Origin of the sequence: Dermacoccus sp. Ellin185 (genome assembly GCF_000152185.1) — a bacterium.
GTDB lineage: Bacteria > Actinomycetota > Actinomycetes > Actinomycetales > Dermatophilaceae > Dermacoccus > Dermacoccus nishinomiyaensis.
This window is the reverse complement of record NZ_AEIQ01000070.1, coordinates 1-21,578: the sequence shown is the minus strand read 5'-3', so window position 1 is coordinate 21,578 and position 21,578 is coordinate 1. Positions and strand designations below refer to the sequence as shown.

General features: G+C 70.0%; 17 protein-coding genes and 1 pseudogene. 3 read left to right on the top strand and 15 right to left on the bottom strand.

The features are described from left to right. Position 1: 1 nt before the first annotated feature. The 5 genes and pseudogenes from HMPREF0321_RS07580 to HMPREF0321_RS16045 form a co-directional block, all read right to left on the bottom strand. Positions 2–1,108, bottom strand: a complete 1,107-nt coding sequence (locus tag HMPREF0321_RS07580; protein ID WP_240742566.1) for a cell wall metabolism sensor histidine kinase WalK — start codon at positions 1,106–1,108, stop codon at positions 2–4. Next, positions 1,108–1,821 (bottom strand): response regulator transcription factor, encoded by a 714-nt coding sequence (locus HMPREF0321_RS07575; protein WP_006945505.1) that lies wholly within the window; start codon positions 1,819–1,821, stop codon positions 1,108–1,110. The genes HMPREF0321_RS07580 and HMPREF0321_RS07575 overlap by 1 nt, the downstream gene beginning before the upstream one ends. Positions 1,822–1,852: 31 nt before the next feature. Then, positions 1,853–2,430 (bottom strand): annotated as a pseudogene (locus HMPREF0321_RS17385) (DUF6803 family protein). Positions 2,431–2,758: 328 nt separating this feature from the next. Beyond that, complete coding sequence (locus HMPREF0321_RS07565; protein ID WP_006945484.1) at positions 2,759–3,265, bottom strand: acyl-CoA thioesterase; 507 nt, start codon at positions 3,263–3,265, stop codon at positions 2,759–2,761. Between the two features lie 23 nt (positions 3,266–3,288). Continuing rightward, complete coding sequence (locus tag HMPREF0321_RS16045) at positions 3,289–4,233, bottom strand: histidine phosphatase family protein (protein WP_006945532.1); 945 nt, start codon at positions 4,231–4,233, stop codon at positions 3,289–3,291. Positions 4,234–4,280: 47 nt separating this feature from the next. On the opposite strand from HMPREF0321_RS16045, the gene HMPREF0321_RS07550 reads away from it, so the two are divergent. Further along, positions 4,281–5,141 carry an alpha/beta fold hydrolase gene (locus HMPREF0321_RS07550; protein ID WP_006945519.1) on the top strand — a complete coding sequence of 287 codons (861 nt, stop codon included), beginning with the start codon at positions 4,281–4,283 and terminating at the stop codon, positions 5,139–5,141. A 114-nt stretch (positions 5,142–5,255) separates the two neighbouring features. On the opposite strand, the gene HMPREF0321_RS07545 is transcribed toward HMPREF0321_RS07550, so the two are convergent. Continuing rightward, positions 5,256–6,293 (bottom strand): peptidase E, encoded by a 1,038-nt coding sequence (locus HMPREF0321_RS07545; RefSeq protein ID WP_006945489.1) that lies wholly within the window; start codon positions 6,291–6,293, stop codon positions 5,256–5,258. Between the two features lie 364 nt (positions 6,294–6,657). Next, positions 6,658–7,566 carry a transglycosylase family protein gene (locus HMPREF0321_RS16750; protein ID WP_050786520.1) on the bottom strand — a complete coding sequence of 303 codons (909 nt, stop codon included), beginning with the start codon at positions 7,564–7,566 and terminating at the stop codon, positions 6,658–6,660. A gap of 289 nt (positions 7,567–7,855) precedes the next feature. On the opposite strand from HMPREF0321_RS16750, the gene HMPREF0321_RS07535 reads away from it, so the two are divergent. Then, positions 7,856–8,677 carry a response regulator transcription factor gene (locus HMPREF0321_RS07535; protein ID WP_050786519.1) on the top strand — a complete coding sequence of 274 codons (822 nt, stop codon included), beginning with the start codon at positions 7,856–7,858 and terminating at the stop codon, positions 8,675–8,677. Between the two features lie 617 nt (positions 8,678–9,294). Here HMPREF0321_RS07535 and HMPREF0321_RS07530 read toward each other — a convergent pair. The 7 genes from HMPREF0321_RS07530 to HMPREF0321_RS07500 all read right to left on the bottom strand — a co-directional run bounded on the left by HMPREF0321_RS07530 (position 9,295) and on the right by HMPREF0321_RS07500 (position 16,741). Continuing rightward, positions 9,295–9,933 (bottom strand): hypothetical protein, encoded by a 639-nt coding sequence (locus tag HMPREF0321_RS07530; protein ID WP_006945530.1) that lies wholly within the window; start codon positions 9,931–9,933, stop codon positions 9,295–9,297. Between the two features lie 259 nt (positions 9,934–10,192). After that, positions 10,193–11,449, bottom strand: a complete 1,257-nt coding sequence (locus HMPREF0321_RS07525; RefSeq protein ID WP_006945549.1) for an acyl-CoA desaturase — start codon at positions 11,447–11,449, stop codon at positions 10,193–10,195. Between the two features lie 187 nt (positions 11,450–11,636). Continuing rightward, positions 11,637–12,749 (bottom strand): ferredoxin reductase, encoded by a 1,113-nt coding sequence (locus HMPREF0321_RS07520; RefSeq protein WP_006945545.1) that lies wholly within the window; start codon positions 12,747–12,749, stop codon positions 11,637–11,639. 344 nt (positions 12,750–13,093) lie between these two features. Next, positions 13,094–13,531: a hypothetical protein gene (locus HMPREF0321_RS07515; protein WP_006945528.1), complete on the bottom strand. Its 438-nt coding sequence runs from the start codon at positions 13,529–13,531 to the stop codon at positions 13,094–13,096. A gap of 168 nt (positions 13,532–13,699) precedes the next feature. Further along, positions 13,700–15,055, bottom strand: coding sequence for a hypothetical protein (locus HMPREF0321_RS07510; RefSeq protein WP_006945498.1), 1,356 nt, complete (start codon positions 15,053–15,055; stop codon positions 13,700–13,702). A gap of 205 nt (positions 15,056–15,260) precedes the next feature. Beyond that, positions 15,261–15,758 carry a ribonuclease E activity regulator RraA gene (rraA, locus tag HMPREF0321_RS07505; protein ID WP_006945540.1) on the bottom strand — a complete coding sequence of 166 codons (498 nt, stop codon included), beginning with the start codon at positions 15,756–15,758 and terminating at the stop codon, positions 15,261–15,263. A 239-nt stretch (positions 15,759–15,997) separates the two neighbouring features. Next, positions 15,998–16,741 carry an AraC family transcriptional regulator gene (locus HMPREF0321_RS07500; RefSeq protein ID WP_006945550.1) on the bottom strand — a complete coding sequence of 248 codons (744 nt, stop codon included), beginning with the start codon at positions 16,739–16,741 and terminating at the stop codon, positions 15,998–16,000. Positions 16,742–16,927: 186 nt separating this feature from the next. Here HMPREF0321_RS07500 and HMPREF0321_RS07495 point away from each other — a divergent pair, with 186 nt between their 5' ends. Next, the gene (locus HMPREF0321_RS07495) at positions 16,928–20,680 is read left to right on the top strand and encodes a bifunctional proline dehydrogenase/L-glutamate gamma-semialdehyde dehydrogenase (RefSeq protein ID WP_006945481.1); all 3,753 of its coding nucleotides are present in this window, start codon (positions 16,928–16,930) and stop codon (positions 20,678–20,680) included. 219 nt (positions 20,681–20,899) lie between these two features. Here HMPREF0321_RS07495 and HMPREF0321_RS16455 read toward each other — a convergent pair. Further along, a partial coding sequence (locus tag HMPREF0321_RS16455) for a hypothetical protein (RefSeq protein WP_040014673.1) occupies positions 20,900–21,578 on the bottom strand: 679 nt, incomplete at its 5' end.

The window sequence follows — 21,578 nt, the reverse complement described above, 5'->3', positions numbered from 1 at the left end:
GTCAAGAAGTCACGGTGGGCAGTGCCAGCGCGAAGGTCGCGCCGTGGCCGGGGCCGTCGCTGTGGCCGGTCAGGTCGCCGCCGTGGGCGCGGGCGATGGCGCGGGAGATCGCCAGGCCGACACCGGTGCCGCCGTCGACATCGCGGGTGCGGGTGTCCTGGACACGGTAGAAGCGTTCGAAGACGTGGGTGAGGGCCTCGGTGGGGATGCCGACGCCGTTGTCGATGACGCGGACCACGGCCCGGTCGTGCTCGTGTCCCATCGTGACCTCGACCCGGTTGCCGGCCACCGTGTGTTGCAGGGCGTTGCGCAGCAGGTTGTCCAAGACCTGCCCGATGCGGGCGGCGTCCACGTCGACGCGCAGGCCGAGGACGCTCTGGGCGTGCAGCGTCACCCCGGCGGCGTCGTAGGCGTGGCGGGCTGCGGCGACGCTGGCCGTCACGACCTGCGCGAGGTCCTGGTGGCTCAGGGACAGCGGGATGCGGCCTTCCTCGGCACGCGACACCTCGGAGATGTCGGCGGCCAGGGCGGCAAGCCGCTGGTTCTGCCGCAGCAGGATCTCGACGGTTGCGGGGGTGAAGTCGACCACACCGTCCTGCAGTCCTTCGAGGGTGACCTGGGTGGCGGCCAGCGGGGTGCGCAGCTCATGGCCCAGGTCGGTGAGCATGCGTCGTCGGGTCTGCTCGGTGGAGGCGATCTGGCTGGCCATGTGGTTGAAGGCGTTGGCGACCTGGGCCAGCTCGGGGCTGGCCGAGGTCATCGTGACGGGTTGGTCGTAGTGTCTGGCGGCGACCTGTTGGGCGCCGTCCACGAGGGCTTCGACCCCCCGCGACAGGTTCCGGTTGAGGACGGTGGCGACCCCGAGGGCGGCGAGCATCGCGGTGCCCAGACCCACGGCCAGTGACACCAGGCCGGCGTCGTGGAAGGCCTGCTGCGCGTGCTCGACGACGTCGGGCTGGGCGTGGCCGGCTTCGTGCATGTGCATTCGGAACCATGCCGGGCCGACCAGCAGGGCCGTCAGCACCATGGTGGCGGCCATCGCCGCCACCACGGCCATCTGGGTCCACAGCAGTCGGCGTCCCCAATTGCCGCGCGGGTTGGGCGGCATCACTGCCCTCGGCCCATCCGGTAGCCGACGCCGCGCACCGTCTGCACGAACCGAGGCTGGGAGGGGTCGTCACCGAGCTTCTTGCGCAAGTGCGCGATGTGCACGTCGACCAAGTGGTCGTCGCCGACCCAGTCCTCGCCCCACACGGCGTCGGTGAGCTGGCGGCGGTTCAGCACCCGGCCGGGGTGTTCGGCCAAGGCCTGCAGCAGGTCGAACTCGGTACGGGTCAGCTCCACCGGTGAGGCGTCGAGCTCCACCCGACGAGACGACTGGTCCACGGTGAGGGCGCCGATGCGCAGGACCGAGGCCGTGGTGCCCGCACCGCCGGCGCGGGGGCGCCGCAACAGTACTTGGATGCGGGCCACCAGCTCGCGCGGGCTGAACGGTTTGGTCATGTAGTCGTCCGCGCCGACCGACAGCCCGATCAGCTTGTCGACCTCGTCGGCGCGGGCCGTGAGCATCAACACGTAGCAGTCGCTAAAGGTGCGCAGTTGGCGGCACACCTCCACCCCGTCCATGCCCGGCAGGCCCAGGTCCAGCACCACCACGTCGGGGGCCGTGGCCCGGACAAGGTCAAGCGCGACCAGCCCGTCGCCGCAGGTCTGGGCCGACATGCCGGCCCGCTCGAGGTAGTTCTTCACCGTGCCCGACAGAACCGGCTCGTCGTCGACGACCAGGACACTCGGCGCAACCGCAGCAGACGCGCTATTCATGACACCACCTCACCACGAACCCGGCCGGGGATCACTTCGACGGTGCGGCACTGGGCATCATCGTCGAGTGGTCCATGCCCGTCATGCCACCCATGTCGTGGTTCATGCCCGGCATGCTGACCATGTCGTGCTGCGTTGAGGCGGGTGCCGTCGGCGTGTAGCCCATGACGGCAGGGTCGAGCATGCCGAAGATCATCGCGACGTGGGCCACCACCAGGAACACGGCCACCATCGCCACGTGCAGGCGACGGCGCCCGGCCTCGCTGCGACCCAAGAGTCCGGCCTCCAGCAGGCTGATCACCAGTAGCGGCAGGCACCGGCCAGGTAGGAAAGGACAGCGATCACGTCCGCGGGGCCACGCCAGCCGCCGTGGACCGTCAGCGGAACCACGGCAGTGATGAGCAGGTGCTGGCCGATGAACACCCACACCGGACCCGCCAGCAGCCCGGCCCAGTGACTCACCTTCGTCACCCATCCCGGCGCCGGCCGATCACCGCGACGAGCCAGCAGCATCACCAGCTCGGTGATCGCAAGGGTTTCGGCCAGCACCACCGGAAGTGCCATGAACAACAGGAGGTTCCACGGCTGCCGTACGGCCAGCAGTCCCATGTAATGGGTCATCGGCATCCCCTCCATGCCCGACCCCGAGGTCAAGTCAGGGGCGATCAGGGCCAAGGCGGCAGCTGCGAGAGTGCCGACACCCAGGGCAAACAGCGGCACTGTACGGGAGGAGTTCTCGTTCGAGGTCGTGGCCACAAGCCTCGAAGCCCCACATCGAGGCCCGGGCAAGGGAATGTGAAGATTCGGTCAAGCCGGTCTCCGGGTAGACATGGGGCCAGAACAGACCGTCACCATGGGGCCAATCGAAGTTGACAGAGCCACAGGATGATGAGCACCGCGCCGAGGGAGAACTGCGCGAGCTGGGCGAACGTCAGCGTCATGCGCGCTCGACGGACGCCTCACCCGCGCCGAGATCGCGGATGGCGGCGCGCTGCGCGAGGCGGTGCTCGCGACGGATCTGCGCGGCGCGGAAGCGGCGCTTCTCCTCCTCCGTCACCGGTTCGAGTGTCGGCACCTGACGCGGCCTGCCCGACTCGTCGACGCCGACCATGACGAGGAACGCCGTCGCGACGTGGACCGGGGGCGTGCGATCGTCCCACCGTGTCGTCTCGACGCGCGCGCCGACCTCCATCGACGAACGACCCGCCCAGTTGACCTGCGTCTTCACCGTCAGCACGTCACCGACGCGCACCGGGGCCAGGAACAGCATCTCGTCCATCGCGGCCGTGACGGCGGGGCCCTGCGCGAAGCGCGCCGAGACGGCGCCCGCGGCGTCGTCGACGAACTTCATGATGTTGCCACCATGGACGGTGCCGAGCAGGTTCGTGTGCTGGTTGCCCATGATCTGGCTGAGGACGAGTTGTGTGTCGGAAGGAGCGGTCATGACCGCCATTGTCTCGCAGGATCTCAGCGGTTCGTGACGAGCCCGGCGCCCTCGAGGTGGGTGAACTCGTTGAACGTCAGCAACCGAGGGCCGTGACGATCGATCGTGATGCGCGTGACGCCCGTGTTGACCGCCGCGAGGGTGAAGTGCTTCCACGCGTCGAGGCTGCCGCCGGCGGTGAGGTGAGCCGCCGTCCAGCACACCGGGCCGGCCGACGTCACGACGACGACGTGCTCGTGCGCGGCGTCGACGAGATCGTCGAGCGCCTCGTTCGTGCGCGAGGTGAACTGCTCGAAGCTCTCCGGGTACTCGTGGTCGTACTGGCCGCCACTCCAGCGATCGACGGCCTTCTCGAACGTCTCCTCGAACGCGATGCGCGGACGCAACGTACGCACCATGTCGGCCTTCAACACGAGCATGTTCTTGTACGCCGGTTTGTACGCCGTCAGGAGCGCGCGATGATCGAGCTCGTTCCAGCGCTCGTCGAGACCACGCGCCACGACGCGCGGGGCATGCGCGGCGATGATGGCGTCATCAGGCTGTTCATCGGGTTTCGGGTGAGGGGGCTTGCCTCTGGAGGGTTTTCTCGGCGCGTGTGTGGCGGCGTCCTGGGTGCTCTCCAGGTGTTGCGCTCGGTCTGTTTCTCGGTCGCTCGACGCCGGGGCGGGCGGCGTGGCCGGCGCCTCCGATTCGTCCGCGCGGGGGTGAGCGGGCGTCGTCACGTGTGTGGGTTCGGTGGCGGGGACGTCGTCGAGATGCCAGCCGGCGCCCGCGGCGATCTCGGCGAGAGTCTGACGGTGGCGCTTCATCGAACCACTGACGATGAGGCTCGGTGCGACGCCGTGCGCGGCGAAGTGCTTGCCGAGCAGATACGCCTGCTCGTGGCCCGTCTCGGAGAGGTTGTCGTAGTCGGACTTGCCGAAGGACGCCTGCCCGTGGCGCACGAGCCAGACCGAACGCGTTTCCATGGACCAATCTTGCCGCACCACGTGCTACCCGCGGGTAGCCTTTCGTCGTGCATTCCACGACCGCCCTCGAGGCCACCGTCACGACCACGAGCGGGCTCACGAGCCACGTCACCTTCATTCCCGTCGACGACCCGGCGGCGCCCGTCCTCGTCATCCGACCGGCGTTCGGGGCGCCCGCGTCGTACTACCGGCACCTGACGCAGGCGCTCGCCGAGGCGGGGCTCGCGAGCCTCGTCGTCGAGTACCCGGGGCGGGAGACGCGCGACGGAATCGGGCGCGAGACGACGTACGGCTACGACGCGCTCGCGACCGGGGTGCACGAGAGCGTCGTGACGCACGTGCGCGAGCTTCGGCCCGACGCCCCGGTCGTGCTGCTCGGGCACAGCCTCGGCGGGCACGTGTCGATCTTCGCGGCGGCGCTGCACCCGGATGGGCCGGCCGCGGTCGACGGCGTGATCCTCGCGGCGTCGGCAAGTCCCTACTGGCGGGGGTACGGGGCGCCCGGCAGGGTGCGCTCCTTCGCGGGGACAGCGCTGATGGCGACCGTCGCGCGCGCCGTCGGGTACTGGCCGGGCGACCGGCTGAAGTTCTGGGGGCGCCAATCGCGGGTGCTCGTGCAGGACTGGTCGCGGATGGCGCGTACCGGGCGCGTGCGTCCGTCGGGGGCTCAGATCGACTACGAGGCGGCGTTGGGGGCCTATGGCGGGCAGGTGCTCGCGATCTCACTGCCGAACGACTCGTTCGCACCCGTCGGCGGGCTCGAGCAGATGCTGCGCTGGGTGCCTAAGGCGCGCGTGACGCGCTGGCACTCGCCGGACGATCTCGGGCACATCCAGTGGGTGCGCCGCAACGCCGACGTCGTGCCCGTCATCGCTGCGTGGGTCGAAGAAAATATCGCGGCTCGGTGACGGGGTGCGTGATGGGTGTTGACGCCTGGCGGCGGGGGTAGTTGCACGAGTCATGTGCATCTGCACGTGGAATGTGCGGCACATTCCTCGTGCAGATGCGCAGAAGTCGTGCAGCTAAAAACTGCGATTGCGTCCGGTCGATGACGAAGCGTGCAGGTTCCAGATCCGACGAGCGACGTCGACGTACTGCTCGCGTGGGCCTGCGGTGGAGGGTGTCTCTGGTTCGGCGGCGCTCTCGCCATCGCTGTCGAAGCAGTGGACGAACGTCGCGTGGACGAGGGTGAGGACGTCGTCCGGGCTCGTGCACGCAGGCAGTCCCGAGGCGATGTACTCGGCCTCGGCGTCGAACTCGTCCGACGGCGCGCCGATCTCGGCGAGCCCGAGGAGGTTTGCGGCGTCGAGGATCTCGCTGATGCGGGGTGCCACCGTCGAGCCCAGCAGGCGCGCCGGGATGACGTGTGGCTCGCCCTGTTCGCGCGTGACGCGCCAGGCCACGCCACCGGGTTTCTCGGTGACGGCGTAGGTGGAGGTGCCGTACTCGGTGTCGCGGTGCCAGACGAGCGCAACGCCGTCATCGGCGGCATGGCCGTCGGGCAGGGCGCCGTCAGCGACCCACCGCCGGTACTTCTCGGCGCGGCCCAGTTCACCGAACAGGTGGGGGCACGCGCTGCCGGGGAGAAAGCCGAGGCCGTCATCGAGGGGTGCGAGTGGGCCGAACGAGTCGGTCGACGACGCCTCGAACCAGCAGTTCATGCCGGCGCTGATACCGGCCAGGACGGTGCCGTTCGCCGCGGCTTCGCGCAGGAGGTCGGGCAGGCCGTGCGTGCGCCAGATCGCGAGCAGGTTGGCCGTCGACCCACCGCCGACGTAGACGACGTCCTGGGTGAGGACGTGGCGGGGGTCGCAGGTCCAGTTGGCGTTCGCGGACTTGGTGAACAGCGACAGGACGCTCGTCTCGGTGCGCCCGGCGAAGGCTTGCTCGAACTTCGCGGCGTAGCCGAGGTCGTCGCCGCTGGCCGTGGGGACGAAGCAGACGCAGGGACGCTCGGCGCGCGTCAGCTCGAGGATGTGCTCGTCGATCGGCGTGACGGCGCCCTCCTGAGAGAAACCCCCGCCGCCGAGGGTGACGATCGTGCCGGTGAAGTTCGTCATCCCTCGATTGTCGCCGAGGCGATGCGTGGTGGCGACAGACTTTCAGTCGGTGGGGTTTGGTCTGCCGTCGGGTGTGGGTGTGGGTGCGGGGCGCCGGTCCGTCGTCGTGACTCGCCGTCATGGGTCGTGGAGCTCGTCGCTCTGGGCCCAGCTTCCGGCGTGGTTGAGGACGACGGTGAATGTGGACGAAAATCGCCGATGGGTACGAGAATCGCAGGTGAGCACACGCGTCGCCGGCGTGGATCGTGAGATGCCGGGGTGAATGCGACGGCTCGCACTCACCCCGGAATCTCACGCCCAGGCCCGACCGGCGTTCACGCGACGGGTAGGGCGCTCCCGTCATGAACGGAAAGCGCGGCGCGGCTCAGGCCGCAGCCTTCGCCGGAGCGTGCGAACCGTGCGGCGCCAGCGAGTTGGCCGGCTTCGTCAGGGGCTTCGGGGCCACCTTCGCGTGGTGCTTGCCGACCGGCTTGGCCTTCGGCAGCGCCTTGTTCGCGTCCTTGCCATGCGGCTTGGGTGCGGCCTTCGCGTGAGCAGGCTTGGGTGCAGTCTTGCCATGCTTCACCGTCGCCGGCTTGGGCTGCGGCTTGGCCTTCTCACCCGGCTTGCCGTGCTGCGCCGGGGCGGGCTTGCCGTGCGCCTTCGCCTTGCCCGGGTGCGCCGCCTTCGTGCTCGCGGTGCTGCTCTTCGAGTTGGACACGCTCGTCGTCGTGCTCGAGCTGTTGCCCGTCGAGCTGGACGCGCTCGACGCCTTCGTGCTCGTGGACGTCGTCGTGCCCGACGTGGCGCTCGTGCTCGGCGAGGCGCTCGTCGACGAGCTGGAGGTGCTCGTCGTGGGCGCGCTCGTCATGCTCGACCAGCAGCTGCTCGAGGCGGCCCAGGGCGACGTCCCGGCCTGGTTGTAGAGCTCGAGGGCGGCGGCGTCCTGCACCGACGCGGGCGCCGAGGCGGCCGTCGTGTAGCCGGCGGAGGCCGACAGACCGTTCCACGTCGAGTTCAAGAACTGGTAGGCGCCCGAGGCGCCACTCGAGGCGTTGACGGCCTGGTAGTTGCCGCCGCTCTCACAGGACTTGATCTTGGCGAGCACCGATGACGCGGACGGCGAGGACGTCGACGTCGCGGCGCTCGCGGTGGAGGCCAGGCCCGCACCGGCGACGCCGACGAGCGCGATTCCGCTCGCGAGCGTCATGGCGCGTTTGCGCTTCTGCTTGGGTGCGGCGTCCGTGGTGTCGTGCGAACGGATCGGGTCGGTGGTGGTGTCGAAGTGGGTCATGACTGTTCCTTTCGTCGGTCTGTCGACGTCATCCACCGTGCCGACGCTTCGTTGCGGGCGGCTGACGCGACTCTGACGGCGACGAAACGTTGTGAGCCTGCTGTGAGGCGTGCCGTCATCGCATCCTGTCGATGGCGGTCGGCTCTGATCGCTTGTGGTGCAACAGTTTTCGACAGAAGCACCGCGTCGCGGCGAGCCGCCGGGCGAGGGTCGGTCGGGGCCTCAGAGAGGGCGCGTGACGGCCGGCGTTCTTATCGAAATCAAAGGCGAGGTTCTTAGCGTCGCCGTCATGAAGGCACTCATCGTCGACGAATCCGGCCGCACGTCGGCACGTCTGCAGCCGGCGCTCGCGCAGGAGGGGTACGTCGTGCAGGCGGCCTCTCAGCGCGGCGAGGCGCTGTGGTTGGCGAGCGAGGCGGAACCCGACGTCATCGTCATCTGCAGCGCCCGACCCGGCACGCACGACGTCCCCGTCGTCACCGCCCTGCGCGGCGACGGCGAGCGCGCGCCGATCCTCGTCATGGCTCGCCGCAGCGAATCGGCCGACCTCGTCGACGTGCTCGACGCGGGCGCCGACGATGTCGTCACCTCACCCGTGCCGTTCGCCGAGGTCGCCGCGCGTCTGCGAGCTCTGACGCGCAGGGCCCCGCACCTGGTCGAGGACGAACTGCGCGTCGGGACCCTCCGTCTGGATCGAGCGGCGCGCGTCGCCGTCAGGACGCTCGACGACGCCACCACGAGTGACGCCGGCAGCGATCACGCCAGCATCGGTGACGCCCTTGCCGAGCCGGGCGGGGCCACCACCCGCGACGTGGTGAGCGGCGCGCAAGGGGGTGAGGTGGCGATCGACCTCACCGCCCGCGAGTACGCCGTCCTCGAACTGCTCATGCGCAACGCGGGGCACGTGGTGTCACGCGCGCGCATCGTCGACGATGTCTGGGGCGGGCTCGATGCGGCGACGTCGAACCTCGTCGACCAGGTCGTCAGCCATCTGCGGCGCAAGCTCGACCGCCCGTTCGGTCGCCACGACATCACGACGGTGCGTGGCGTCGGCTACCGCATCGTCGACTCAGCCGCTCAGCTCGACGGTGTCGTGCGACGCGCGTCCTGACGGGCCCCACCCCCGGCCTGCCCGGGCAGCACGACGCCCCCGTCAGGACAAACCCTGACGGGGGCGTCACCGGCACGACACATCGTGCCGAGAGGTCTTACGTGGCCCAGCAGCTGGAGCTGGCGGCCCAGGGGGAGGTGCCGGCCTGGTTGTACAACTCGAGGGCTGCGGCGTCCTGCACCGACGCGGGCGCGTACTTGGCCTTCGAGTAGCCCTTGGCGGCGGAGAGACCCTGCCACGTCGTGTCGAGGAACTGGTAGGCGCCCGAGGCGTCGACGACGGGTTCTGCGCCTGGTAGTTGTTCGAGCCCTCGCAGAACTTGATGGCGGCGAGCGTGCTCTGCGCGCCCGAGCCGGTCGCTGCGGAAGCGGTGCTCGCGAGGCCGGCTCCTGCGGTGCCGACGATGGCGACTGCGCCGGCCAGGGCGGCGGCGCGGTGACGGATGTTCATGGTCGAGTGCGACATGTGGCGTCTCCTCGGAAAGTGTGAGCGGGCACGAAGTGGTGTTGCTCCGTGCGGGTTCTCCACCTGTCTAATGACCGAGCCCCGGCCCGCCGCAAACGCGCGACGCCCGCCGAGCCGTGGCTCGACGGGCGTCACCCGGGAAAAGCGTTGCGTCAGCGCGATGCTCGGCGACGCATGACGAGCGTCACACCCGCCGCAGCGAACGCGAGCGCGGCAGCGCCCGCCAGCGCGCCGGTGTTCGACGACGGCGCGACGCGGTCGGTCTGGACGACGGGGCCGGCCGGCTTCGACGAGGTGTGGGACGCGCCCGGCTTGTGCGGCATCCCGCCCGGCATCTGCGGCATGCCGGACATGCCCATGAGCGTGGTGAACCAGGCGTCCCACTGTGCTTCGGACGCGTTGGCCGACGGCGGCTTCGGCAGGCCGAACATCGTGGCGACCTTGCCGGCCCACGCGTCGTACTCGGCGTCGGAGGCGTCCATCGCGGGCAGTGCCGGCAGGCCGAGCAGCTTCACGACGGCCTTGACGTACGTGTACGCCTGCGCGTCCGTGGCGTTCTCACCCGGGAAGGGCGGCAGGCCGAGGGCCTTCGACGCCTGCTGGAACCACGCCTCGATCTGCGCGTCCGTGGCGTTCTCGCCGGGGAACGGCGGCAGCTTGGCAGCCAGCTGCTCGATGGTGGCGGGCATCGTCGGCTTCGGGGCGGGCTGCTCGGCGAGGGCCGGAGCGGCGAACGAGACAGCGACGAGCGCGGTGCCGAAACCGGCGGCGACGCGGGAGGTGAGTGACACGTGAGTCACCTTTCGATGAAGGCCCGCGAGGCTCGGTCTCGAGCAGATCGGGCATGCACAGCCCATTATGAGCTACTTCACAGGGTGGCGGCGACTCGGCGAGCTGTGCGCTCAGCGGATACGCGAACTATCGCGCCCAGTCGCGACGGCAACGTGCGGGTTGGGTGCTCCCGCGCGCTCACACGCCCGTCCGACGGAGCGTGCGAACCCGCACTCCCGTCGAGACAGGACGTGCGGGTTCGTCGAGGGGCAGAGGCGATCAACCGGCGCGGTAGGCGGCCCATTCGTCACGTGTCGGGACTGCGAGGACGCAGATGTTCTTCCACGTCGAGCCGAGCTGACGCCCGAATCGTCCCGTGTTGTACGGCAGGCCATAGCGTTCGCAGATCTCGCGCACCTTGGGGGCGACCTCGATGTAGCGGTTGCTCGGCAGGTCGGGGAAGAGGTGGTGCTCGATCTGGTGGCTGAGGTTGCCCGTCAGCGTGTGGAACGTGCGGGTGCCGGAGATGTTCGCCGAGCCGAGCATCTGCCGGATGTACCAGTCGCCGCGCGTCTCGCCGTCGATCATGCGTTCGTCGAAGGTGTCGACGCCGTCGGGGAAGTGACCGCAGAAGATGACGGCGTGCGCCCAGACGTTGCGCAGCGCGTTCGCCGCGACGGTGCCGCCGAGCGCGCGCAGCGCCGTCGAACGGAAGTTCGTCGGTCGTCCGAGGGCCTTGCCGACGAGCGCGCCGACGGTAGCCGCAGCGAGCGGCGTCGCGACGTAGTCCTTGGCGACCATCGCGATGGCCTTGTCGCGCAGCGCCGCGATGTCGGCCATGACGGCCTCGCGCGACTTGTACCCGGCCTTGTACTGATCCCACTCGATGTCGTAGCTCGCGATGCCCCATTCGAACATCGGCGCGAGCACGAGGTTGACGAGCGGGTTCGCGAGGTCGCGCGGCTTCCACGGCTGGTCGTCGCTGACGCGCAGGATGTTGTAGCCCACGTCGCGGTCCTTGCCGATGACGTTCGTCCACGTGTGGTGCAGGTCGTTGTGCGTGTGCTGCCAGCCGCGGGCGGGCGCGACGAAATCCCACTCCCACGTCGTCGAGTGGATGTCGGGGTCGCGCATCCAATCCCACTGGCCGTGCAGGACGTTGTGGCCGAGCTCCATGTTGTCGAGCACCTTGCCGAGCGCGATGAGGCCGACGCCGGCGCTCCACGCGATCTTCGAGCGGCTGCCGATCATGCAGACGCGGCCCGCGAGTTCCGTCGCACGCTGGATCTTCACCATGCGCTTGACGTACGCAGCGTCCTTCGCGCCGCGCTCGGCGAGCACCTCGTCACGGATCGCGTCGAGTTCGGCGCCGAGGCGTTCGACGTCGTCGTCACTGAGGTGCGCGGCCGTCGGCGGGCGCACGGCGAGGTGGCCGTGCGTCGGCAGGACGCCGGTGCGCTTGTCGGGCTTCGCGGCCGCGCGGGCCGTCTTCGAATCGGCGGCGCCGGGCTTGAGGGCGTTGAGGACGGATGTCATGAGCTGAACTCCTGGTCGGGTTCGTTCTCGCCGGATTGGGAAAGAGGACGTGAGGTGGCCGCGCGTCCGGTCAGCGCGGCGTGACGGGGCGTCGAGGGGCTGACGACGCAGCGGGATCGTGCGCTCAGGGCGGGCGCGTCGGGTCGGCGGAATGCGCCGTGGGTGGTCATGGTGACGTCATCGCTACTCACGCGTCGAGGTGGACCGGGCCCACGGCGGCGCTGATGCAGGTCTGGATGAGTTCGCCCTCGTCGGAGCACAGTTCGCCCGACGACAGATTGCGCACGGTGCCGCTGACGAGCGGCGTCAGGCAGGTACGGCAGATGCCCATGCGGCACCCGGACGGAAGCAGGACGCCTGCGTCCTCGCCGACCTCGAGCAGCGTCGTGTTGCCCTCGGCGCTCGCCTCCTTGTCGGACTTCTCGAACGTGACGACGCCGCCGCGCGCGTCGGGGTCGGCGAACAGGGTCGGGGCGAAGCGTTCGACGCTCAGCTCGTGCGGCAGATCCTCGCTGTGCCAGAGACGTTCGGCGTCGTCGAGCATCTCCTGCGGCCCGCAGACGTACGTCTTGCGGCTGCGCCAGTCGGGGCAGAGCGTGTCGAGGTCGTGGGTAGTCGCGAGGTCGAGGCGGCCTTCGTGCTCGGTGAAGCGGTGCACGAGCGTCAGGCTGTGGTGTGCGTCGTTCATCTGCGTGAGTTCGTCGAGGAACAGCGTCTCGTCGGGGGTGCGCGAGGAGTGGATGACGACGACGTCCGCGTCGCGCCGCTGCGGCAGCAGGGTGCGCAGCATCGACATGACGGGCGTGAGGCCGCTGCCCGCCGTCAGCATGAGCAGGGGGCGCGGGCCGGTGGGCAGGAGGAAGTCGCCCTGCGGCGGCGCGAGGAACAGCAGGTCGCCGGGCTCGGTGTGGTGCACGAGGTGGCTCGAGACGCGCCCGACTGCGGTGACGGTGATCGCCGGGTCGTGGCCCTCGGCGGTGACGAGGGAGTACGAGCGCCAGTTGCGCACCCCGTCGATCTCGACGCCGATGCGCGCGTACTGGCCGGCCTTGTGCGCGTCCCACGTGCCGCCGGGTGCGAACTCGATCGTGGCCGAGTTCGCCGTCTCATGGCGCACGGCGGTGACGACGCCGCGCAGCTGACGGCTCGAGACGAGTGGGTTGAACAGGCGCGCGAACTCCTGCGGCGGCGCCGGCGTCGTGAACACCTCGGCAGCGCGCCACGCGGCGCGCTTGAGCAGCGGGCCGCGGCGCGGGGTGCCTGACGAGCGGGCAGGGCGCGGTGGCAGAGCGGAGTTCACTCAGACATTGTGCCTCTCACAACTGACAAAAGCTTCCGCCGCCGGGGTGAGCAGCTCTGGGACCTTCGTCTCTGTGGGCGAACTGGCGGGTTCGGTGTGGCAGCGGCGAGGGCGTGGCTGACGGGGTGCTCGGCGCTCGCCGACCCCGGCGCGATCTTGTGTCATCAACGCGTGAAATGGCGCGCGTTCATGACACAACATCCAGGAGGCTTGACGAGATGACGAACGTTCACCCTCGCAGATCGCGAAGTCATCCCCTCATGGCGCCATGCCACCGTCCTCGGTGATGGGATCGCCATCAGCGACATGACGTAAAGCGGTCTGTGGTGGGGGACCCTCGTCAACTACGCCAGGATCGGGAGGAGGCAGTCGACCTCGCCTTCACGTCGATAACTCTCGATCTGCGGACGGGACGAGTCGTGATCTGCCGAGCCGAAGAGGACGTCGAACGCCTCGCCGATGTGCCCGTAGACCTCCGGCGCTTCACCTCGTAGGCGCAGCCGAAGGTAGGCGCCACCCGGGATCGTCGTCTCGTCCAGACCCAGCGAATTTGCGGCGTCGCGATCCAACCGAATCGAGCACATGCGGTAGATGTGCGATCCGCCGTAGACGAGGCCCATCATGCGTCGTCCCCTCAGGGAGTCGAAGGCGTGCTCGAAGTCGGGCCACCCGGCTTGGATGCTCGGCAGGTCGAGGGGAACATCGCGGCTGAGCGCGGGAAGATCCTTGAGGTTGATGACATCGATCCTGCCCAAGGCGTGGCGTTCTGGGTAGTCGCTCATGCGCCAGGTCCAGCCAAGATTTTGGAAGGTTTTCAAGTGTTCGGAGCAGTCAGGCGACGCCGGCCCGCAGGGATGGGCCGTCGAGCTCGACGTGCTGTACGTGCTGGAGCCCAACCGCGACGGCAGCCCGTACGGTGGTGACCGCCCCGTCGGCTGACCTGCGCGCCGTCAGCGACCGGTGCGAGCCCGCCACTCACGACGCGTCTCGCCCGGGCGCGGGGCGCTGTCGTCGTCGGAGGCGCTGGCGGCGGTTGCTTCGGGCGTCTGGGGGGTCGCCGTACCGGAGGCCGGCGGTTGGTTCGGCGTCTCGGTCGACGCGCCAGGGACGTCGGTGCGTGCGGCACCGGAGGTGGGCGCTTGGTTCGCCGCGCGTGACGGCGCACCGGGCGTATCAGTCGCGTCGGGGGTGTCAGTGGTGTCAGCGCTCGCGGCATCAGCGTTCTGGGGGCGTCCGCTCTGAGAAACACCCATCGACTCGCCCGCTTCGTCGGCGCCGGGCTCGACCACGTCAGGCTCGGTGGGCAGTTCGCGTCGGGCGTCGAGGGCGTCCTCGGTGGAGGTTTCTTCGCGCGTGGAGGGCGTGGGGACCGGCTTCGGGCGCAACCCGGCCTCGGGGTCACCGCCCTTCCACGCTGCGTGCTCCTCGGTGGTGCGCACGACGCCGTCCTCGCCGAGGACGAGGCCGTCGGGCAGATCGGGGGCATCCATCGGCATGACGTCGTCGGGGGAGTGCGAGTGCGGGTCGCCGTCACGGAACGTCGGGCCGACGCGTTCGGCGGGGGAGTCGTACGCGGCCGACGGGTCGTCGAGACCGTGCGCCGGGAAACCGGCGAGCAGCTCGACCTGACCGACCGTCACCGACCCCGGTGCCGGCACGCCGTCGAGGGGGACGGGGGTGCACAGGTCGATCTCGCCGCACACCGTCGCGATGCGGGAGACGAGGAACTCGTGGCCCGTGACGGAGTTCGTGCGGATCTCGGCGAACTGGACGGTGCCGCTCAACGTCGCGAGAGGCGAATCGCTCGACGTGGCGGGCAGGAACGTCTCGATCTCCATCGGCGGCGGCCACGGCAGACCGAACTGCTTGACCTCGGCCGGCGGCTCACCTTCGACGCCGGGCATCGCACTGCGGGGCGAGTCGAAGAAATCCTCGACCGTCGCGAAGAACTCGGTGTCGACACCCATCGCGACGAGCGCGACGCGCCCCACCGCGGCCCAACCGACCGTGTACCGGTTGTTCGGCACGACCGTGAACGGGTCGAGCTCGAAACCCGAGACGTCCGTCAGCGTCACCTGCGCGAGACCGTTCTCGAGCGGCGTGATGCCGCGGTACGGAGTGCGCACCGGCGTGTCGAAACCAGGGCGCGCGTACTGCGCCGTGCGGTCGAGCAACAGCATCGCGCCACTCGAGTCGACCCAACGCGTCGTGCTCGACAACTCGTGCGCCGGCGCACCCTTGTCGTGCGCCAGGGCGGCCAGGGCAGCGGGGTCGGTAAAACCGATGCACGCGACAGTTGAACTCATGGGCGTAACGGTAGGCGAGCAGGTGGCCCCTCGCCACTCTCGCGGGGCGTTCGATCGCGTCGCGGCATGTGGTGGCGCGGTGCGGCCCGGCGCGGCACGCGGACGACGCGGTGCGCGGGTGGCATCGACGTCGGCCGGACCTGCGAGGCAGGCCTGCCATGCGGGCTGCGTCGAGATCGGCGTCAGGTCGGGCTTGTCGGGCCCGTCAAGACAGGACGGTTGAGGCGTGTTCCGCGGACGTGACGACGATGCCGTCCTCGTCGCTCCACAGATGGTCGCCGGGCGTGAACGTGGCGCCCCCGAACGTCACCGGAACGTCCTTCTCGCCCTTGCCGTCCTTCGCCGACTTGCGCGGGTTCGTGCCGAGAGCCTTGGTGCCGAGGTCGAGTTTCGCGACGGCGGCGCTGTCACGGATGGCGCCGTTGATGATGACGCCCTCCCACCCGTTCGCGACAGCGGCCTCGGCGATCATGTCGCCCATCAAGGCGCTCTCGACGTTGCCGTCGCCGTCCACGACGAGCACCTTGCCCGCGCCCGGCGAGTTGAGTGTCTCCTTGACGATCTGGTTGTCGCGGAAGCACTTGATCGTCACGATCGTGCCGTTGAACCGCGCGCGTCCGCCGTACTGAGTGAACTGGGTGGAGCACGAGTCGAGCGCGTCGCCGAGCTCGTCATAGAGGTCGGCGGTGGCGATGTCGGCCATGAGAGGCGTCCTTTCGTCGGGTTCGAAGGGCATGCAGGTCCACGCTATTTCGCGAGGACGCCCCATGGGGCGTCGCGGGCCGCGGATCAAGACGAGGCGCGGCGGTGACGGCCGGGGTCGGAGCGATGAACGGTGAAGGTGGACGAAGATCGCAGAATCGGGATGCTGTCGGCGCGCGGGCGGTGCCGGCCGTTGGCTGGGGTGGGGCTCGGGATCAGGTCGGGTCGGGTCGGATCACGTCAGCCCTGGGTGCGGCGCTCGCGGCGATAACGTCCCGGGGGCATGCCGACGAGGCGCGTGAACGTGCGGTTGAACGCGGCCTGGTCGGAGTAGCCACAGCGGTCGGCGATCTGCGCCAGCGTCAGCTCTTTGGCGGTGAGCATCTCGCGCGCGGCGTCGATGCGTGACGACAGGACCAGTTGGCGCGGCGAACGTCCGAACACGCGGCGCGAGCGTCGCTCCAGCGTGTCGACCGAGCATCCCGCGACGCGGGCGAGATCCTGCGACGTCACCGGCTGGTCGAGGTGCGCGTCGATGTAGGCGCGCACGGCGCCGAGCGACGTCATCGCCGGGTCGTCCTCGGCGGCCTCGCCGACGTCCTGCGACATGCTGGCGATGCCGACGACACGCCCCGCCTGGTCGCGCAGCGGCACCTTCGCCGTGATGTGCCAACGAAACGGCCCGCCCGAGGCGCGGATCAGCTCGAGCTCGTTGAACAGCGGCTTGCCGGACGACAGGACACGCGCGTCCTGCTCCTCGTAGCGCTCGGCGAGCTCCGGCACGAACAGTTCGGCCGCGCGACGCCCGACGACGTCACCGCGCGAGCGCTTGTTCGTGCGCTCGACGAACGTCGGGTTGACGGCGAGGTAGCGACCGTCCGCACCCTTGACGCAGAACATCGTGCCCGGCAGGTGATCGACCATTTCGAGGACGGCGGGTCCGAGCGCGCCACGTAAGGCGTCGAGCGTCGGTGCCGTCGTCATGAGGGAAGGGTAGCGGGCGTGTCGGCACCGCCAGGCCCACAGACCTCGCCAGCCCCACAGGTCCCTGGGTCTTCCCGTCCCGCCGGCGACACGAACCGTCACGACGAGCCGTTCTGGCCGATACCCGCGGCGAGGCTGCGGCAGGCGGGCAAGACTTTAGCGGTCAGGAGGGGTTTGACTGGTGGTATGAGCCAGATCACTGACGCACCCCGCACCCCGGGCGCCACCACCGTCGACACCACCCCGTCCGACGACACCACCCCGTCCGACGACGCTGCGACGTTCGCCGAACTGCACGAACTCGTCGAGGACGCCGTCGCCCTCGCGAACCGTTGGAGCGACGCGACCGAGGCCGGCCAGACGAAGGCCGAGAAGCGCACGAGCGACCAGCTCGGCGCGCTGCTGCGTGACGAGAAGGGCCTCGACCTCGCGGTGAAGTTCGTCGACCGCGTCGCGCGCCCCGAGGACAACACGGCCGCTGCGCGCGAGCTCGCGCGCCTGTCGTCGAACGAGGCGACCGGGTTCATGGGCAAGCTCGACGCGAAGCTGCTCGGCCTCGGTTCCCGCCTCGCGACGACGATGCCGCCCGTCGTCGTGCCCGCGGCGCGCACGCGTCTGCGTCAGCTCGTCGGCCACCTCGTCGTCGACGCGAGCGACCCGACGCTCGCGAAGCACCTCGCCAAGGCGCACGCCGACGGCTTCCGCCTCAACATCAATTTGCTCGGGGAGGCCGTCCTCGGTGAGGCCGAGGCCGCGCGTCGCACCGAGGAGACGCGCAAACTGCTCGCGCGCGACGACGTCGACTACGTCTCGATCAAGGTCAGCTGCCTCGTCTCGCAGATCTCGACGTGGGACGCCGAGGGCACCGTCGAGCGCGCCCTCGAGCGGCTGCGTCCGATCTACCGCGTCGCGAACGGCACGGCGAGCGACGCGTCGTCGCCATCGTCGAACACCGGTGACGCCAACGCCGACGCAGGCCAGCCGGGTGGGGGCGCCGCGAACGTCAACCGCGGCGACATCAAGAAGAAGTTCGTCAACCTCGACATGGAGGAGTACCGCGACCTCGACCTGACGATCGAGCTGTTCACGCGCCTGCTGTCGGAGCCGGAGTTCCACGACCTCGAGGCGGGCATCGTCCTGCAGGCCTACCTGCCGGACGCGGTGCCGGCGCTCGAGCGTCTCATCGCGTTCGCGAAGGAGCGCAAGGCCAACGGTGGCGCGGGCATCAAGGTGCGTCTCGTCAAGGGCGCGAACCTCGCGATGGAGCGCGTCGAGGCCGAACTGCACGACTGGAAGCAGGCGCCGTACACGTCGAAGGAGGACGTCGACGCGAACTACCTGCGCTTCATCGAGCGCGCGACGCGCCCCGACGCGATGGAGGTGTGCCGCCTCGGCGTCGCCTCGCACAACCTGTACGACGTCGCGATGGCGCACCTGCTCGCCGAGAAGCGTGGCGTGAGCGAGCACCTCGACGTCGAGATGCTGCAGGGCATGGCGCCGTCGCAGGCCCGCGCGGTGAAGGCCGACGTCGGCACCGTCCTGCTCTACACGCCCGTCGTGAAGCGCGAGGACTTCGACGTCGCCGTCTCCTACCTCATCCGTCGCCTCGAGGAGAACGCGGCGGAGCAGAACTTCCTGCACGCCATGTTCAGCCACGACGAGGGTGCGGCCGAGCGTCACAAGTACGTGCGTGACGGCCTCGTCGGCACCGGTGCGCTGTCGGCGATGCAGGACCAGGAGCGACGTTTCCGTGAGTCGATCGACGCGATCGCCTCGACGCCCGTCGGCCCGCGACGCTCGCCCGAGCGCGCGCCGATCGGCGACTTCTTCGAGAACACGCCCGACTCCGACCCGGCGCTGCCCGCGGTGCGCGAGTGGGCGCGTGAGGCCGTCACGCGTCAGCCGGCGCCGCTGACGTCGCCGCAGCTCACGTCGCGCGAGATGGTCGACGACGTCGTCGCGCGCGGCGTCGCGGCGCAGGCCGGGTGGGCCGGACGTTCCAACGCCGAGCGTGCCGCGCTGCTGCGTGAGGCGGCGCGGGAGATCGAGAAGCGTCGCGGTGATCTCGTCACCGTCGCGGCCGCCGAGGGGGGCAAGACGATCGACCAGGTCGACCCGGAGATCTCCGAGGCGATCGACTTCGCGCGCTACTACGCTGACCGCTGCGAAGAGTTGGTCACCGGAATGGCTTCTGACGGAGCACGATTCGAGCCTCACCGCCTCACGCTCGTCACTCCGCCGTGGAATTTCCCCGTCGCCATCCCGATCGGTTCGGTGCTCGCGGCGCTCGCGAGCGGATCGGCCGTCGTCATCAAGCCGGCACCGCAGACGGTCGGCTGCGTCGAGGTCGCGATGGAGGCCCTGTGGGCTGCGGGCATCCCGCGCGACGCCGCGCAGGTCGTCCGCGTCGAGGAGGACGACAACGGCCGCGCGCTCGTCGCGCACGACGACGTCGACACCGTCATCCTCACCGGCTCGATCGAGACGGGTCGCCTGTTCGCCGGGTGGCGCGCGCGTCACGCCGGTGGGCCGCGCGTGTTCGGTGAGACGAGCGGCAAGAACGCACTCGTCGTCACGCCCGCCGCCGACCTCGACCTCGCCGCCGCCGACCTCATGAAGTCGGCGTTCGGGCACGCCGGGCAGAAGTGCTCGGCTGCCTCGCTCGGCATCCTCGTCGGCTCGGTCGCGACGTCGAAGCGGTTCCGTGAGCAGCTCGTCGACGCCGTGAAGTCGCTGCGCGTCGGCTGGCCGAGCGACCTCGGCACGACGATGGGCCCAGTCATCGAGCCGCCGTCGGGCAAGCTGCTCAAGGCGCTGACGACGCTCGAACCGGGTGAGACGTGGCTCGTCGAGCCGAAGCAGCTCGACGACACCGGCCGCCTGTGGAGCCCCGGCCTCAAGGACGGCGTGAAGCCCGGCTCGTTCTTCCACATGACCGAGGTCTTCGGCCCCGTGCTCGGCCTCATGCACGCCGACACGCTCGAGGAGGCGCTCGAACTGCAGAACGCGACGCAGTTCGGCCTCACCGCTGGCATCCACAGCCTCGACGAGGACGAGGTCACGTACTGGCAGGAGCACGTCGAAGCGGGCAACTGTTACGTCAACCGTCACATCACGGGCGCGATCGTGCAGCGTCAGAGCTTCGGCGGGTGGAAGGAATCCGTCATTGGCCCCGGCGCGAAGGCGGGCGGGCCGAACTACGTCGCGCAGTTCGGCACGTGGGTGTCTGACGGCGTCGCGCGTCAGGGCGCGCCGATCATGCCGCGGGTGCGCGACCTGCTCGAGATCCTGTCGCCGCTGGCGCGAAACGAAGCCGACCGCGAGTGGCTGCATGCGTCGCTGCGTTCCGACGCGTTCGCGTGGCGCGAGGAGCTCGGCATCGAGGCCGACCCGTCGTCGCTGCGCGCCGAGTCGAACGTCTTCCGCTACCGCCCGCAGCCGCAGGTCGTCGTGCGCGCGGAGCTCGGCGAGACTTCGGCGGACGGCGACGTCGACGCCGTCGCGGACCGCACGCTCGCCGAGGTGGCGCGACTCGTACTCGGAGCGCACCTCGTCGGTTCGAGCGTGTACCTGTCGTGGGATGTCGCGCTGCAGCCGGCGCTGACGCGCCTGGCGGCGACGGGCGAGGGACGTCAGGCACTCGTCTGGCTGAACCGCATGGGGTCGGTCGAGAGCTCGGCGCAGTTCGTCACGTGGTGCCGTGAGGGCACGCGCGGCGGCGAGCCGCTGCGCATCCGCATGGTCGGCGCGGACGCCGACGGCGAGACGGCCGCCGCGCTCGCCTCAGCTCCCGGCGAGGACCAGGGCGCGAGCATCACGCCGCTGTTCGGCGAGGTGCTGTCGACGGGACGCCGGGAACTGCTGACGTTCCTGCGCGAGCAGGCCATCTCGCGGACACTGCACCGCTTCGGCCACGTCGCGCCGGAGCTGATGCGCTGACCGGTTGACGCCGAATCGGTGACCCACCGAGGTCTACTGCGTGACGAGCCGTCAGGGGGCGGCTCGTCACGCAGTTGGTTCGAGTTGAATGTGGACGAGATTCGCGAGTGTGGGCCAGATTCGCGAATGCGGACGAAAATCGCAGGTGGGCGGGGCCTGAGTGAGTGGGTGGCGCCGGGGGTATCCAGGGCCTGAGGGCGGCGCGGGGCGCCCAGGGCGTCAGGATTTGCGCAGGGTGCCGGCGACGAGGGCGACCGGGGCGGTGTCGAGCGCGGGCGAGCAGCCGATCGAGTCGGTGTCGACGCTCAACGTCCGCGCACCGCTGACGGGCACGCGGAGTGTCTTGGCCTGCTTGCCGCCGAGGGTGACGGTCTGCTTGGCGCTGCCGTCGACGCGGACGGTCACGGTCGTCGTACCTTCGGGCTGCATGTTCGTCCCCCCGGGCTGGGCGTCGGTGGCGCCGACGGTGAACGCCACCTCGTCGTAGCGACGATCGAGGGCGAACTGTGCCGCGGCGGTGCACGCCTGACGGTCCGTGAGCAACGGCACGACGGCGTCGTCGTACGAAGATCCGCCGACGCGCACGCTCGCCGTGCGCGCCCCGCCCGACAGCGCGCCCGACAGGGGGACGTCTCGTGGCTGCGCCGAACGACTCGACGTCGACGATGACGGCGCCGGAGCTGCGCCATGCGACGAGGAGGAGTCGCGCAGCAGCAGCCACGCGACGAGCGCGATGAGCGCGAGACCGGCGACGAGCGTCACCGCCAGCCAGACGCTGCGCCGGTGCTGCCCCCCGCTCGGAGTGTCGCTCGTCGCCGACGCTGTGCCCAGGTGATCGGCGGGATTCGCCCCACCCGGGCCGGCCACGCCACCCACGCCGCCCGCGCCGACCGCCCCA